The sequence below is a fragment of the Bacillus sp. JH7 genome (assembly GCF_001563515.1).
Lineage (GTDB): Bacteria > Bacillota > Bacilli > Bacillales > Bacillaceae_G > Bacillus_A > Bacillus_A cereus.
The window spans coordinates 758,078-772,736 of the sequence record NZ_LPUS01000001.1; the positions used below are offsets into that span (position 1 = coordinate 758,078).

A 14,659-nucleotide genomic window follows, 5' to 3' on the forward strand; every position below is an offset into this window, starting at 1 on the left:
GTGAAAAGCGAAGATAACATTCTCAATTAGCTTGTTAATATGTATCTCTCACAAATTAAAGTTTATTGGAGACCAGTCTTTTAAAAAAGTTTGTGAGGAATTCAGTAGAACAAGATATATGAAGTGAGTGAAGACTAGTGATGAACATACTACATTTTTTATTAGAGAATACGGTTTTCCAAAATGTGTTACAAGATCTGCAGTTAAATGTCCTTTATATAGAAAATGGATGTAAGCATCAACAAACGGTAGAAAATATCCATCCCAAATGTATGTTTATAGCAAATAGTTTTGAAGAGGGCGAACTATTATTTCAAAGAACGAAACCACACATTATCATTACGTATGTAACAGATTATTCTCAAATAAAATATATAAAGAATATGTATACTCCGCACAGTACATTCATTGTCATTTGGGATCAACAAATAACAAAAGAATTCACAGATGTACTTGCATTAGGAATACGTAATATTGTAATAGCTCCTGTAACTCCGCAAGCAGTGTTAGAGGAAGTGAATAAGAGTTTGTATCAACTTTCTTTAGTAAGGCAAGTTAGTTTGCAGCAGGAATTGCTTCAAACGATGTTTGATTTTCAAAATGATCTATTATTTATAGTAGAAGATGATGAAATAGTTGATTGTAATACAAATTTTTTAGCTTTTTTCGGATATGAAAATTTGTTTGCCTATCGTGAGCAACATTTAGTATTTGCTGAACATTTTATTAGAGAAAATGGATACTACTCGACGACGCATGATATAACATGGCTAGACGATACTTTATCTAGTGGTAGAAGAATTAAGATGTTAAATTATGAAGGGGCAGTATCTACTTTTCTATTACGTGCGACACCATTGCCAGAAGATTTATCAAGATTTATTGTAAAGTGCACGGAAATTACAGAATTAGATGAAATCTATCAAGAACAAGAAAGACTTGCTATGATAGATTCATTGACAGAGATTTATAATCGTTTAAAGTTTCAACAAATACTAGAGGTAGAATGGGAAAAGGTAATACGTAGTGATGAGAAAATAGCAATCATTTTATTTGATATAGATAATTTTAAAACAGTTAATGACACATATGGTCATGATTTTGGCGATTTAGCATTAATACAACTTGCAGAGCTTATGAAATCTAAAGTGGAGCAGCAACATGTATTTGCAAGATGGGGAGGAGAAGAATTCATTATATTAGTGACAAATACAGTAGAAAAGGAAGCATTTCAAGTTGCGGAGTCATTACGATTCTTTATTGAAACAAAGCAATTTACTGGAATTTCGAAGTTAACAGCTAGCTTTGGAGTTGCGTTATATGAACAAGGAACTACAAGAGAAGAATTAATGCAACGAGCGGACATTGCATTATATGAAGCGAAAAAAAATGGAAAGAATCAAGTATGTGTGTATAGAAAAGAAAAAATGTAATTTTTCGCAACAAATTGTTGCGATTTTTTTTTATTGTTTGATAATAGAATAGGGGGGATAATTTTTAGCGAAGGAATTATGGAGGATCAATATGATAAAAAAAGTAATGGTGATGGCTTCACTGTCTGCTATAGTTGGCAGCGGAGTATACTATTTTCTTGTTAGCCCCAATATAAAGGAAAACACTGTATTAACAACTAAAGTGAATCCTACTATTGAATCGGAAGTACAAGGGAATATAGAAGAAAAAGAAGAGCAACAAATTGATTATGCTAGTATATCTCAAAAATTAGATCAATATTTAGTCGGAAAGCAATTTAATGGAACAGTTTTGGTAACAGATAAAGAGCGTGTTATATTGAATAAAGGATATGGGTATGCTGATGTTCAAAATAAAATAGAAAATACCCCTCAAACAAAATATCGTATCGGTTCTATTACGAAAACAGTTGTTGCCACATCTATTTTACAGTTGCAAGAACAAGGTAAATTGAATATTCAAGATAATGTAAATAAATATATTCCTTCATTTCCGGAGAATAAAAATATTACACTATATCATTTATTAACGCATACCTCTGGTTTACCTGAACATGCGAAAGGAAATGTGAATGCTGCTTCCCGTTTACAGTTAATTAATTGGATTGGACGTCAAAATTTAGAATTTCCTGCAGGAACAGGTTGGAGATATACAGATTATAATTATATGGTTCTTGCTTATATAATAGAACATATATCGAAAAAACCTTTAGGAGATTACATAAAAGAAAACATATTTGTAAAAGCAGATATGCATGAATCCGGTATGGGAAATATGGTACCTGGAGATAAAAATTTTACAAAGGGTTATGTGAAAAAAGATAAAGAGCTTGTACCAGCGCAGAAGTTAGGCATGGATTGGCTATATGGTTGTGGTGAGATGTATACGACAGTTGGAGATATGAAGAAGTTAGACGAAGCAATTATAAATGGAAAACTTCTTTCTGAACAAAGTATACAAGCAATGTTTTCACCTTCAGCAGAACGGAAATATGCATTTAGTTTTTATATATATCCAGATTATTTTCATAATCATGGTGTATTATCTGGTTGGAACACTTTCAATAATTTTAATAAAGAAAAAGGAATTTTTGTTATGTTATTTTCAAATGTGAAAAATAGTATGGATGATGACTTTAATAAAGAGTTCCGAAAGATGGTAAATGATTTATTAGAACAAAGGGGATGAGAAAATGGAACATAAAACTGTATCAATAGGTTTCATTGGTATTGGCGTAATGGGAAAAAGTATGGTTTATCACTTAATGCAAGATGGTCATAAAGTATATGTATATAATAGAACGAAAGCAAAAACAGATTCTTTAGTGCAAGCTGGTGCAAATTGGTGTAATACGCCAAAAGAGTTAGTGAAGCAAGTTGATATTGTAATGACAATGGTTGGATATCCACATGATGTAGAAGAAGTGTATTTTGGTATAGAAGGAATTATAGAACATGCAAAAGAAGGTACGATAGCAATTGACTTTACGACATCTACACCTACTTTAGCAAAACGTATTAATGAAGTTGCAAAAAGCAAAAAAATATATACGTTAGATGCACCTGTCTCAGGAGGAGATGTTGGCGCGAAAGAAGCAAAACTCACAATTATGGTAGGTGGAGAGAAAGAAATATATGATAGATGCTTACCTTTACTTGAAAAGTTAGGAACAAACATTCAATTACAAGGACCAGCTGGGAGTGGACAACATACAAAAATGTGCAATCAAATTGCCATTGCTTCCAATATGATTGGAGTATGTGAAGCTGTTGCTTACGCGAAGAAGGCTGGACTGAATCCAGATAAAGTGTTAGAGAGTATTTCAACAGGAGCAGCAGGTAGCTGGTCATTAAGTAATTTAGCTCCTCGAATGTTAAAAGGAGACTTTGAGCCAGGATTTTATGTAAAGCATTTTATGAAAGATATGAAAATTGCTTTAGAGGAAGCAGAAAAATTACAATTACCAGTCCCAGGCTTAAGTTTGGCGAAAGAATTGTATGAAGAGTTAATTAAGGATGGCGAAGAAAATAGTGGAACACAAGTATTATATAAAAAATATATAAGGGGGTAAACGAGGTGGACCTTCAAAAGTTTGATGAGATGATTGATACTGTACAGCGAGCTACTTGTATGCAAATTAATGAAAGACAAAAAGAAGCTTTTAAACAAAAATATGATTTTGAACCAGAATTTGAATATGGAAGAGATGAGAAGGGGCATTATGTAATTCGAACCTCAAAAAAGATGTTAGAAGAAATGGAGTTTTATTTAGCATTGAAATATGATCGTGATGGAGTGGATCTTTATATGCAAGCTGAGATTGACGGCATATTTTATGTATCTATTAGCTATGGTGAAGATGCCCTACATCTACAAGAATTGTTTCAATTTCTAGAAGAAAATAAATAAAAGTCCTCAAATGAGGACTTTTATTTATTTAGTCATCTTTAATTTTTATAATTATAAGTTAGAAGCCCGGCGGCATCGTTCAACCGGGAACGGGATAATTTGTGCGATGTGATTAGGGCCAAATTGTTTTGTACGAGCATGGCGTATTATATAAAAAGCACACAGAATTGAAACAGGAATAGCGCCGAATAAACCAAATAATAAAGCGCTTACACAAGATGCGACAAATCCTAAAACACCAATTTCTAACTCTTCCATAATAGCTCCTAAAATAACAGGAAATGCTCCACATGTAACTCCAAGTATAAGTGCGATAAGTAAGCTCATGATTATCCCCCTCTGTTTGCGATATTATTTTCCTTCTTAGTTAATTGTAGTATATCACATATAAAACAGAATTTTCAGAAAAAATTCAAAAAATGTTCAAAAAATGCACTTGAAAAATCAAGGTGTTAAACTTGTGATGAAATGGTACTTTCAAGTAAATAAAAAATCAGGCTTATTTCAAAATGAAATAAGCCTGTTCCATAGGAGGATGTATATATGTAGAGTGAATAAAAGTTTGGAAAAGGGGGTCCAAGTCCTTTTATTCAACTAACTACCTTAATAGATTGGAACCCAGCCTTCAGTTGTCACAAAAATACGAATAGCTACAACTTGGCGATCATCTTGCAAGGTAAAATAATGTCTTGCATTTTCAGGAACAGATATTAAATCGCCTGGCTCAAGTTCAACATCAAAGAATTTCCCATCTTTACCTTCAATAGCGAAAATGCCATGACCACTGACGATAAAACGAACTTCGTCATCTGTATGATGGTGTTCCTTTTGGAAATTAATTAATAATTCGTCAAGGTTAGGGGTGCTATTTGAAAGTGAAATTACATCATGTGCTTTATAACCACGGCGTGCTGAAACATCAGCGATTTCTTTTGAAAACACAGCTAATATTTCAGCTTTGTTTTCATCTGTTAAAGAATAATTTTCATTTAAATGAGTAGGAAGTTTAGAAATATTCCATTTCTCATATAAAACGCCTTCCTCTTGTAGAAATTTAGATACTTCCACTTCATTTTCAATACGAGTATTTACTTCATGAATACGAATTTGCGCCATTAGAAACGCCTCCTTGAATTGATAATAGTTTTATATGAAATTGGAATAAAAACTCATAAGCTTCTAATCTCTTCTTTGCATCAAAGCTATCTCGACCCCATACGGTAATACCGTGGTTACGGATTAATACTGCACCCGAATCTCCTTGTATATGCTTTCGGAAGTTTTCTCCAAGCGTTGGGATATGGGCATGGTTTTCAATAATAGGAATTTGAATTGTTGCACCTTCTTCCCAAATATCGAGAGCTTTAATAATTTCTTGATTTTGAAGGGTGACTGCATCACTATATAAATTTGTGATGACATTATTATCAGTTGTATGAACATGAAGTACGCACCCGGCATTCGTATTGTTATAAATGTGTGTATGCAATATTGTTTCTGCTGAAGGGCGTAATTCAGTCTCTAAAACGGGAACTCCTACATGATCTACTAATAGAAAATCATCTGGAGTGGTTTTTGTTTTATCTTTACCGCTTGCTGTAATAAGAAAAGTAAGTGGTTCATGGCTAACCTTTATAGAAATATTACCACTTGTTGCTGGAAACCAATTTCGTGTTGTTAACTCTTTTTTTAACTCGCTTAAGTCATACCATTGACGAAAAAGTTGTTTCATGCCTTCACCTCCAACAAAAGTTTTAATTCAGCTTGCACATCTTGAAATGTTTCAAACGGTGTATAAGCAATATGATTTTCTTCACACTTTGTAATAAGAAAATCGCGAGCGAATACTTTATCAGCTTGTTTCGCGGCTTGTAAATCGGTAATAGAATCTCCAATTACAATATGAAAGTCATTTGTATCACTTAATTTACGGATTAATGATGATTTACATAATCCGCAATGATTTTGACAATGATCATCACAAGAATGAGGCCATTTAACTGTAATAAACTCTGCTGAAAAGTCTGTTTCATTACAATAAATTTGCTCTTTTGGAATGATTCCTTGTAAGAGTGGATAGACGAAGAAATCCATTCCACCTGATATCACGTAAAAAGAAATGTTATTTTTCTTTACGAATTGTATAAACTCATGAAAACCACTACGGATTTCAGCAGTTTCTATTAAAAATTGAATAATATCATCGTGCAGATTAGTAGGTATGAATTGAAATAATTGAGAAACACCTTCTTGAATGGATAGTTCTTGTGATAAAATTTTATTCTTTACTTCTTCGGCTTCTGGTGGTGCGAATTTTTCCATAATGGACATAATGTTATCATTATTTGTAATCGTGCCATCGAAATCACAAAATACTTGAATACTCATAATTTCACCTCATAAGAGGGATTTCCCCATATTTGTAGTGCACTATGCAAATTTATGTCGTCTACTTCATGGAGTGGTTTATTTTGCAAAGTAGCATCAATTGCAGTACGGAAAGCTTTACCGCCGCCTTGCGCTCCATTTGGATGTCCGTGTATCCCGCCGCCAGCATTAATAACAACATCTTTACCGAAATCTCGTACAATAAAGGGAACGAAACCAGGATGAATACCAGCAGACGGAACAGAAAAGCTCTTCTTGAAAAATGCATCGTCTTCAGTTAAATATTTTGAGATAGCAAGAGCCTCCTCTTTTTCTAGCGCAACACTTCCGTATGGAGATGGGAATAATGAAAAGTCAGCCCCAGCATAACGTAGTAGCTTTCCAAGTAATAATGGTGATGAAACTCCATATAACTTGGATGCTGAATAAGCACCACTTACAGCAGGATGTGCCATAATAGGAACTGGGATTTCATCATCTTCTGCAAGTGATTGTAGTACATCTAGTCCGTAAGCAAATACGTTAAATAATAGAATATCAGCTCCAGCTTGCACTGCACGTTTAGCATTTTCTTTTAAATCAAAAGTTCGTCCTGTTAAATTTAAGGCATATAACGTTTTATGACCGTATGTTTCGTAGACAGATTGTAAAACTTCTTTTCCAGATACAATGCGTTTCGTAAGTGGTGTTAATGCATTTTCAAATAATATTTCATCATCTTTTACTATATCTACACCACCAATTGCTTGATCGCGTAATTGCGTTTTTAAATACCCAATGTTTCGTCCAATCATTCCTTTAAAAATACTCATTAAAAGGGGACGATCATGCACTTGTAAAAGATTTCGAATACCATCTATCCCGAATTTTGGACCAGGAAAATGTTTTTTTAACTCGTCTGAAAAAGTTAAGTCAATTAGTTTTACTTCGCCATCAAGTGATAGCTTTCCAAATGTAGTCGTTAAAATCGCTGGTAAATCTGGACTGAAGTTTAATAGCGGATATTCGATTTTAATAATTCCGCGTTTTACTTTTTTACGTAAATACGAATTGGTATATTCATGTTCAGCTAATTCCTCAACATGAATGACGTTGCCTTTATGCTGCTTTAATTGTTCTTGCAATAAGTGTGGCAAATGAGTCCAAGAGCCAATTGTTAAACCGAGTGCAATTTGCTCAGCTTTTTTTTCTAAGTTATGTGAATCATCATGGATTAAATACGTCGCTATAATTCCGCTCATTGTTATAACCTCCTAGTTAAATAAAAAAACCTCTCAGCTAAGGAGAGGTTTTTTTACAACCAGCTCCTTATCTGTCAGCGTAATGCTGCGAGAATTAGCACCGTGTCTACAATTGTAGATCGGTTGCCGGGTTTCGTCGGGCTCGTCCCTCCACCTGCTCTTGATAAGAAGTATTTAGAAATGTTTAAATTTTTAAGATAACTGAATTTTGTCAGATATTTTTCGTGTTGTCAATTACTTTTTGAAAAAATTTAATTTATCAATTCGATTAATGGCTTCCCGTAATCTATCTTCTGCATGCAAGAGACCAACACGGACATACCCTTCCCCATGCTCACCAAATCCAACACCAGGAGCAACTGCGACATGTGCTTTTTCTAGTAAAATATCAGAAAATTGCTCAGAGGTATATCCTTTTGGAACGGGAAGCCATGCAAAGAATGATCCTTTTGGAATGTCTACATTCCAACCAATTGAGTGACAGGCTGAAATAAGAGCGTTTCTTCGAGATTCGTAACTATTTACAAGGTCTATTACGCAAGACTGTGAACTTAATAGCGCTTCTCGAGCAGCATCTTGAACTGCACCGAATATACTAACATACATATGATCTTGTAATAGGTTAATTGTTTCAATCACACTTTCATTCCCTACAGCAAAAGCGATGCGCCAGCCAGCCATATTGAAAGTTTTTGATAATGTGTAAATTTCAATTCCTATATCTTTCGCACCATCTGCTTGCAAGAAACTAACAGGTTTTTGACCATCAAATCCGATAGCGCCATAAGCAAAATCGTGAACAACTAATATATTATGTTTATTAGCAAAGTGAATGGTTGCATCAAAAAAATCTTTTGATGCAGTAGCACCGGTAGGATTATTTGGATAGTTTAAAAACATTAATTTTGCACGCTCTGCAATAGAGTCATCAATGTTTGTATAATCTGGTAAAAAGTTATTTTCTGCAATAAGCGGCATTGTTTCAAAGTGTGCTTTTGCTAAAGCAACCCCGGATAAATAATCTGGATAACCTGGATCCGGAACGAGAATCGTATCACCAGGATTTGTAAAACAAATCGGTAATTCTACTAGTCCAGCCTTCCCGCCAAACAAAATAGCAACTTCAGTTTTTGGGTTTAATTCGACGCCGTATTCACGTTTATAGAATGTAGCCACGGCTTCCTTTAAGCTTTCATGTCCGCGAAATGGCGGATATTTATGATGAATGGTCTTTTCGGCAGCATCTTGTAAAGCTTTTACGATATGCTGCGGTGTTGGTTGATCTGGATTACCTTGACCTAGATTAATAACATCGTGACCAGCTGCAACGACTTTGTTAACTTTTGCAACAAGTGAAGCGAAAAATTGTGTTGGCAATGATGTTACTATCTCAGAAGGTTGAAATAATTTCATACTTTCCACCTCTTTTGAAAGTTGTTACAATTCTAGTGACAAATGATATAATCTTTCCAGTATTTTGTAAAGAAAAAAATAAGAATGGGGCTGAAAAAATGAAAGTCGCATGTATTCAAATGGATATTGTTTTTGGAGATGTAGAAAAAAATATTGAGAATGCTAAAAATAAAATAAGCGAAGCTATGAAGGAAAGGCCAGATGTTATCGTCTTACCAGAACTATGGACAACAGGATATGATTTAACGAGACTTTCTGAAATTGCAGATAGTGATGGAGTGGAAACGAAAGAAAAGTTAATAGAATGGGCGAAGCAATATGATATACATATTGTTGGTGGTTCTATAGCAAAGCAAACAGAGCAAGGTGTTACAAATACGATGTATGTTGTAAATAATGAAGGACAGCTAGTCAACGAATATAGTAAAGTACATTTATTTCAGCTTATGGATGAACATAAATATTTAATAGCCGGTAATGGTACGGGCGAATTTAAGCTAGATGATGTCGAATGCGCTGGAACAATTTGTTATGATATTCGTTTTCCAGAGTGGATGCGTGTCCATACTGCTAAAGGGGCAAAAGTATTATTTGTTGTAGCAGAATGGCCATTAGTTCGTTTAGCACATTGGCGTTTGCTATTGCAAGCAAGAGCAGTTGAAAATCAGTGTTATGTTGTTGCGTGTAATAGAGCAGGAAAAGATCCAAATAATGTATTTGCGGGTCATTCTTTAATTGTGGACCCTTGGGGTGAAGTTGTAGTAGAGGCGAATGAAGAGGAATCAATTTTATTTGGAGAGCTTGAATTCGAGAAAATTAAAGAAGTACGTAAAGGAATTCCGGTTTTTGCGGATCGCCGTCCAGAATTATACAAATAAAATGTTGACAAGTGATTTTTATTCTTGGTATAGTCTTCAACATAAAGTTAAAAATTCAAAAAATTATACAACTCTTATCAAGAGCAGGTGGAGGGATTTGGCCCGATGAAGCCCAGCAACCGACCGTAATACCATTGTGAAATGGGGCGTTTATTACGCCAAAAGGCACGGTGCTAATTCCAGCAGAAAGTAAAACTTTCTGGCAGATAAGAGGGGAGAAGATAAACTTCAAACCTCTTTCTTAGTGGAAAGAGGTTTTTCTATGTTAGAAAAACCTCTGAATTTAAAAAGGGGGAGAAGACGATGGGATATTATTCATTAACAGAAATAACAGCTGTACAATATGCGAAAGATCATGGCTATTTTGAAGCGAAGGCAAATGTCGTTTGTCATGAAATTGGAGACGGAAACTTAAATTACGTGTTCAAATTAGATGATGGAGAGAAATCAATTATAATAAAACAAGCACTGCCTTATGCGAAAGTAGTTGGTGAAAGCTGGCCATTGTCTATAAAAAGAGCAACGATTGAAAGCAAGGCATTACAAATTTTTGCGCAGTATGTACCGGATTATGTTCCAGTAGTGTACAGTCATGATGAAGAGTTAGCGATAACGGTAATAGAAGACTTATCAAGACTAACAATTACAAGAAAAGGATTAATAGACGGAGAAGAATATCCGCTTTTATCCCAGCATATCGGCCATTTTCTAGCACATGTTTTATTTTATACTTCAGATTTTGGTTTACAGTCAGAAGAGAAGAGGGTACTAGAAGGTACCTTTGTAAATCCGGACCTTTGTAAAATTACAGAGGATTTAGTGTTTACAGATCCGTTTGGACATTATGATACAAATGATTATGAGCCAGATTTACAGCTCGTGGTTGATGAACTTTGGAGTGATAAAACTTTAAAACTAAAAGTAGCACAATATAAATATAAGTTCTTAACAAGAAAAGAAACTCTTATTCATGGTGATTTACATACTGGTAGTATTTTTTCGTCACCTTCTGAAACGAAGGTGATTGATCCAGAATTTGCGACATATGGCCCATTTGGATTTGACATAGGTCAATTTATTGCAAATCTATTATTAAATGCTTTATCTAGAGAAGAAGAAAAAAGAAGTGTACTATTTTTCCATATAGAAAAGACGTGGAGTTATTTTGTAGAAACTTTTACAAAGTTATGGATTGGAGAAGGTGTAGAAGCATATACGAAAGAAAAACAATGGTTACCAATTATTTTGCAAAATATCTTTACTGATGCAGTTGGGTTTGCCGGATGTGAACTGATTCGTAGAACAATTGGTTTAGCTCATGTAGCAGATTTAGATGAAATAGAAAATAAAGAAACAAGAATTCAAGCTAAGAAACAAGTGCTATCCTTAGGTAAAGAACTAATAAAATATGAATCTAAAAGTGCTGATATTCAACTGTTTCGAACATTATTTCAACAGACAGTTTCAGGGGGCGTAAAAGCGTGAGTACAATTGTTACTGTTCCGAGATCTGTAAGCTGGAAAGGTGATGCAATTGCGGTATTAAATCAAACGAAATTGCCGCATAGCACAGAATACAAAACATTGACGACTATTGAAGAGGTTTGGAAAAGCATCGTAATGTTAGAAGTACGAGGAGCGCCTGCAATTGGAATTGTAGCTGCATTTGGCTTGGCGCTTGCATCAAAAAAATATAACACTGTACATATTGAAGAATTTCAAAAGAAGTTTAATAGAGATTGTAATTATTTAGGAACGTCACGCCCGACAGCAGTAAATTTATTTTGGGCAATTGATCGTATGAGAGAATCTATTCGAGAGATTACTACAATAAAAGAAGCACAAAAAACATTAGAAGAAGAAGCGCTTCGCATTCAGCAGGAAGATGAAGAGGTGTGCCGAAATATTGGGGAATATGCGTTAACATGTTTTAAAGATGGCGATAATATTTTAACAATCTGTAACGCTGGAAGTATCGCAACTGCCAGATATGGAACTGCATTAGCTCCCTTTTATATTGGAAAAGAGGAAGGTGTGCGTTTACATGCATATGCGTGTGAAACGAGACCAGTTTTACAAGGTGGTCGCTTAACGACCTGGGAATTGAAGCAAGCAAATATTGATGTGACCCTTATTACAGATAATACTGCAGCTCATGCTATTCAAACGAAAGAAATAAATGCAATTATTGTAGGGGCGGATCGAATTGTCGCAAATGGAGATACGGCAAATAAAATAGGGACAATGAATTTAGCTATTTTAGCAAAGCACTTTAATATCCCATTTTACGTTGCTGCTCCACTGTCAACATTTGATGTTACGAAAGAAACTGGAGCTGAAATTATTATTGAAGAAAGAGATGAAACAGAAGTTACGAAAATCTTTGGAAAACAAGTAGCACCAATTGGAACGGATGTTTATAATCCAGCATTTGACATAACGCCGAATGAATTAATTACAGGAATTATTACTGAGAAAGGTATTATACGCGGGGACTATAAACGAGAAATTGCATCATTATTTGAAAAACAAGCTAATACATAATAGCTTGTTTTTTTATGCCTAAATGCAGTGTTTTCTCTTACTTATATAATGAAAGGAGGGGAAGAGGATGGAAGAGTGGATCAAGATGATAGGTAATGTAGGGTTTCCGATTGTTGTAACATTATATTTACTCCACCGTATTGAAAGTAAACTAGAGGGGGTAATTGTTGCAATTGAGAAGCTCCCGCGGCAATTACTAAAGTACGAAGATCCTCGGGAATAAAAATAAAGTTTGCTCTTCTTGAGCAAACTTTATTTTTATTGAGCGGTATAACCACCATCTATAACAACAGCTTGTCCCGTTATACCTTTAGCTTTTTCACTCGCTAAAAACATCGCATAATCAGCGATTTCTTGTACTTGTAATAAGCGCTTTTGTGGGACGAGTGGATAAATAACATCTTCTAAAACATTTTCAAGTGGTACATTTCGTGTAGTAGCTAAGTCTTGTAGTTGATTACGTACAAGAGGGGTATCGACATAACCAGGGCAAAGGGCATTAACAGTAATACCATGCGTAGCACCTTCTAAAGCAGCAACTTTTGTTAATCCAATTACGCCATGTTTTGCACTATTGTAGGCAGCTTTTCCAGCAAACCCGACAAGGCCGTTAATAGAAGCGACATTAATAATACGACCATATTTTTGTTGTTTCATAATCGGAAAGGCATGCTTAATTGCAATAAACGGAGCAATTTGCATAATTTGAATTAGTAGCTCGAACTTTTCAGTTGGAAAGTCTTCAATGGGTGAAACGTGTTGCATTCCTGCGTTGTTAATTAATATATGTAATGAACCGAAATGATCAACTGTTTGAGAAATTGCTGCTGTAATTTCCTCTTCAGATGTAACGTCACATTTTAAACCGATAGCTTGAAAACCTTCATTTTGTAATTGTTCAGCAGCTTCTTTTGCACGTTCTTCAAGTCGATCGGTAATCACAACTTTTGCACCTTCTTTTGCAAAAGCCTTTCCCATTTCATAACCAATACCACTTGCAGCACCTGTTAAAAAGACAACTCGATTTGTAACCATGATGAAAAACATCCCTTCATAATAAAGTTTTCATAGTGCTCTATTTAGAGAAGCTATAATGAAATTCCTGCAAACATTTGGAAAAAAATATTGTTAGCTATCTTGTTTTGCAAAATAGTCTTTGCTATACTATTTTGTAAAGCAAGATAGTAGGAGGATTTGAATTATGTCGACAAGTCAAATGCTGAAAGGGATTTTAGAAGGATGCTTACTTGCTATTATTTCTGAAGGCGAAATATACGGTTATGAAATGAGTGAAAAGCTAGCGAAGTATGGTTTTACAATGGCGAGTGAGGGAAGTATTTATCCGTTATTAATACGAATGCAAAAAGAAGGACTAATAACAAGCGTAATGAAGGAATCTCCATCTGGTCCAAAGAGAAAATATTATACATTAACAGAAAAAGGCGAGGAAGCACTTGATGAATTTATGGATCGCTGGGAAACGATGCAAAGTAGTGTAGAACGTCTACTTGAAGGGAAGGGAAGGAGAAAATAATGCTATCAAGTGAAGCGCGAAAGTTTTTGTTAGATATGAGATTATTTTTGACGGCAAAGAGTGTGAAAGAAAGCGATATTGAAAATTTTATAGAAGATGCGGAACTCCATTTAATTGATGGTGAGAGTGATGGGAAAAGTGTAGAAGATATTTTCGGAAGCTCACCGAAAGAATATGCAAATGAACTTGTAAAAGTGATGGAAAGAGATAGACAGGAAACGTGGAAGCAAATTGGTTTTACAGTAATGAATATCGTATCGTTTTGGATTATTGCTTCTATCTTAATAGTGAATCATGGAATGTTACAGATTTCACTTATTCAGTGTATCGGTTATAGTTTTTCATTTATTTTAGTTGTTATAGGTCCTAATTTTCTACTTCGCAAAATGACTTTTGTAACAAGTTTTTCAAAAACGTGGTTTTCTATGTGGTTTTTAGTAATGATAGCGCCAATGTTTTTAATGGGAGTTATTATGGTACTAGATGTGATATATCCTACAAAAATGTTTATATTCACTCAAATGCAAAGTTATTTATTGGCTGGTGGTATTTTTATTATTACAGTAGCGGTAAATATGTATTTTAATGGATGGTTTAAAAACTTATATTTAATTATTCCACTTTCAATTATGTTAGTGTTTAAAACATTTACATCGGAAGATCTCGTGCCAATTTTATTTCAAATTATATGTTTATATGGAAGTTTATTCATTTTAATTTTTGTTGAAATTATGATAAAGACGAATAGAAGAGAAATGATTAAATAAGGGAGGGGTTATA

17 protein-coding genes and 2 riboswitches are annotated in these 14,659 nt (G+C 34.4%); of the genes, 10 read left to right on the forward strand and 7 right to left on the reverse strand.

Features of this window, described 5'->3' with window-relative positions; translation table 11 throughout:
* The first annotated feature begins 140 nt into the window (after window positions 1-140).
* From AU379_RS04115 to AU379_RS04130, 4 genes are all read left to right on the forward strand, one after another.
* Window positions 141-1,433 (forward strand): GGDEF domain-containing protein, encoded by a 1,293-nt coding sequence (locus tag AU379_RS04115; RefSeq protein WP_001023189.1) that lies wholly within the window; start codon window positions 141-143, stop codon window positions 1,431-1,433.
* A 91-nt stretch (window positions 1,434-1,524) separates the two neighbouring features.
* Window positions 1,525-2,661 carry a serine hydrolase gene (locus AU379_RS04120; protein ID WP_061138970.1) on the forward strand — a complete coding sequence of 379 codons (1,137 nt, stop codon included), beginning with the start codon at window positions 1,525-1,527 and terminating at the stop codon, window positions 2,659-2,661.
* A 4-nt stretch (window positions 2,662-2,665) separates the two neighbouring features.
* Window positions 2,666-3,544, forward strand: coding sequence for an NAD(P)-dependent oxidoreductase (locus AU379_RS04125; protein WP_044584821.1), 879 nt, complete (start codon window positions 2,666-2,668; stop codon window positions 3,542-3,544).
* Window positions 3,545-3,549: 5 nt separating this feature from the next.
* Window positions 3,550-3,882: a DUF3909 family protein gene (locus AU379_RS04130; protein ID WP_000365624.1), complete on the forward strand. Its 333-nt coding sequence runs from the start codon at window positions 3,550-3,552 to the stop codon at window positions 3,880-3,882.
* Between the two features lie 51 nt (window positions 3,883-3,933).
* Here AU379_RS04130 and AU379_RS04135 read toward each other — a convergent pair whose 3' ends face one another.
* From AU379_RS04135 to AU379_RS04160, 6 genes are all read right to left on the reverse strand, one after another.
* The gene (locus AU379_RS04135; RefSeq protein ID WP_000054659.1) at window positions 3,934-4,209 is read right to left on the reverse strand and encodes a hypothetical protein; all 276 of its coding nucleotides are present in this window, start codon (window positions 4,207-4,209) and stop codon (window positions 3,934-3,936) included.
* A gap of 276 nt (window positions 4,210-4,485) precedes the next feature.
* Complete coding sequence (locus tag AU379_RS04140) at window positions 4,486-4,998, reverse strand: cupin domain-containing protein (protein ID WP_000057317.1); 513 nt, start codon at window positions 4,996-4,998, stop codon at window positions 4,486-4,488.
* Window positions 4,976-5,614 carry a methylthioribulose 1-phosphate dehydratase gene (locus AU379_RS04145; protein ID WP_000811347.1) on the reverse strand — a complete coding sequence of 213 codons (639 nt, stop codon included), beginning with the start codon at window positions 5,612-5,614 and terminating at the stop codon, window positions 4,976-4,978. The genes AU379_RS04140 and AU379_RS04145 overlap by 23 nt, the downstream gene beginning before the upstream one ends.
* Complete coding sequence (locus tag AU379_RS04150; protein ID WP_044584820.1) at window positions 5,611-6,270, reverse strand: 2-hydroxy-3-keto-5-methylthiopentenyl-1-phosphate phosphatase; 660 nt, start codon at window positions 6,268-6,270, stop codon at window positions 5,611-5,613. The genes AU379_RS04145 and AU379_RS04150 overlap by 4 nt, the downstream gene beginning before the upstream one ends.
* Window positions 6,267-7,511: a 2,3-diketo-5-methylthiopentyl-1-phosphate enolase gene (gene mtnW / locus AU379_RS04155; RefSeq protein WP_000014192.1), complete on the reverse strand. Its 1,245-nt coding sequence runs from the start codon at window positions 7,509-7,511 to the stop codon at window positions 6,267-6,269. Before mtnW ends, AU379_RS04150 begins: the two co-directional genes overlap by 4 nt.
* Window positions 7,512-7,575: 64 nt before the next feature.
* Window positions 7,576-7,681, reverse strand: a riboswitch (SAM riboswitch).
* A gap of 64 nt (window positions 7,682-7,745) precedes the next feature.
* On the reverse strand, window positions 7,746-8,924 hold the full coding sequence (locus AU379_RS04160) for a pyridoxal phosphate-dependent aminotransferase (RefSeq protein WP_000765512.1): 1,179 nt from the start codon (window positions 8,922-8,924) through the stop codon (window positions 7,746-7,748).
* Window positions 8,925-8,938: 14 nt separating this feature from the next.
* Here AU379_RS04160 and AU379_RS04165 point away from each other — a divergent pair, with 14 nt between their 5' ends.
* From AU379_RS04165 to AU379_RS04180, 4 genes are all read left to right on the forward strand, one after another.
* The gene (locus AU379_RS04165; RefSeq protein WP_030027774.1) at window positions 8,939-9,802 is read left to right on the forward strand and encodes a carbon-nitrogen family hydrolase; all 864 of its coding nucleotides are present in this window, start codon (window positions 8,939-8,941) and stop codon (window positions 9,800-9,802) included.
* 71 nt (window positions 9,803-9,873) lie between these two features.
* Window positions 9,874-10,015: riboswitch (SAM riboswitch) on the forward strand.
* Window positions 10,016-10,105: 90 nt separating this feature from the next.
* Entirely contained in the window at window positions 10,106-11,287 is a 1,182-nt protein-coding gene (gene mtnK / locus AU379_RS04170) for an S-methyl-5-thioribose kinase (RefSeq protein ID WP_061138971.1), read from the forward strand.
* On the forward strand, window positions 11,284-12,345 hold the full coding sequence (mtnA, locus tag AU379_RS04175; protein WP_000104608.1) for an S-methyl-5-thioribose-1-phosphate isomerase: 1,062 nt from the start codon (window positions 11,284-11,286) through the stop codon (window positions 12,343-12,345). Before mtnK ends, mtnA begins: the two co-directional genes overlap by 4 nt.
* 67 nt (window positions 12,346-12,412) lie before the next feature.
* Window positions 12,413-12,568 carry a YvrJ family protein gene (locus tag AU379_RS04180; RefSeq protein WP_000393337.1) on the forward strand — a complete coding sequence of 52 codons (156 nt, stop codon included), beginning with the start codon at window positions 12,413-12,415 and terminating at the stop codon, window positions 12,566-12,568.
* Between the two features lie 35 nt (window positions 12,569-12,603).
* Here the strand turns inward: AU379_RS04180 and AU379_RS04185 are convergent, their stop codons facing one another.
* Complete coding sequence (locus AU379_RS04185; RefSeq protein WP_000258428.1) at window positions 12,604-13,380, reverse strand: 3-hydroxybutyrate dehydrogenase; 777 nt, start codon at window positions 13,378-13,380, stop codon at window positions 12,604-12,606.
* A gap of 166 nt (window positions 13,381-13,546) precedes the next feature.
* On the opposite strand from AU379_RS04185, the gene AU379_RS04190 reads away from it, so the two are divergent.
* Entirely contained in the window at window positions 13,547-13,879 is a 333-nt protein-coding gene (locus AU379_RS04190; protein ID WP_000107982.1) for a PadR family transcriptional regulator, read from the forward strand.
* A complete protein-coding gene (locus AU379_RS04195; protein ID WP_000952882.1) occupies window positions 13,879-14,646 on the forward strand; it encodes a DUF1129 domain-containing protein in 768 nt (255 codons plus the stop codon). The genes AU379_RS04190 and AU379_RS04195 overlap by 1 nt, the downstream gene beginning before the upstream one ends.
* Window positions 14,647-14,659 lie beyond the last annotated feature (13 nt).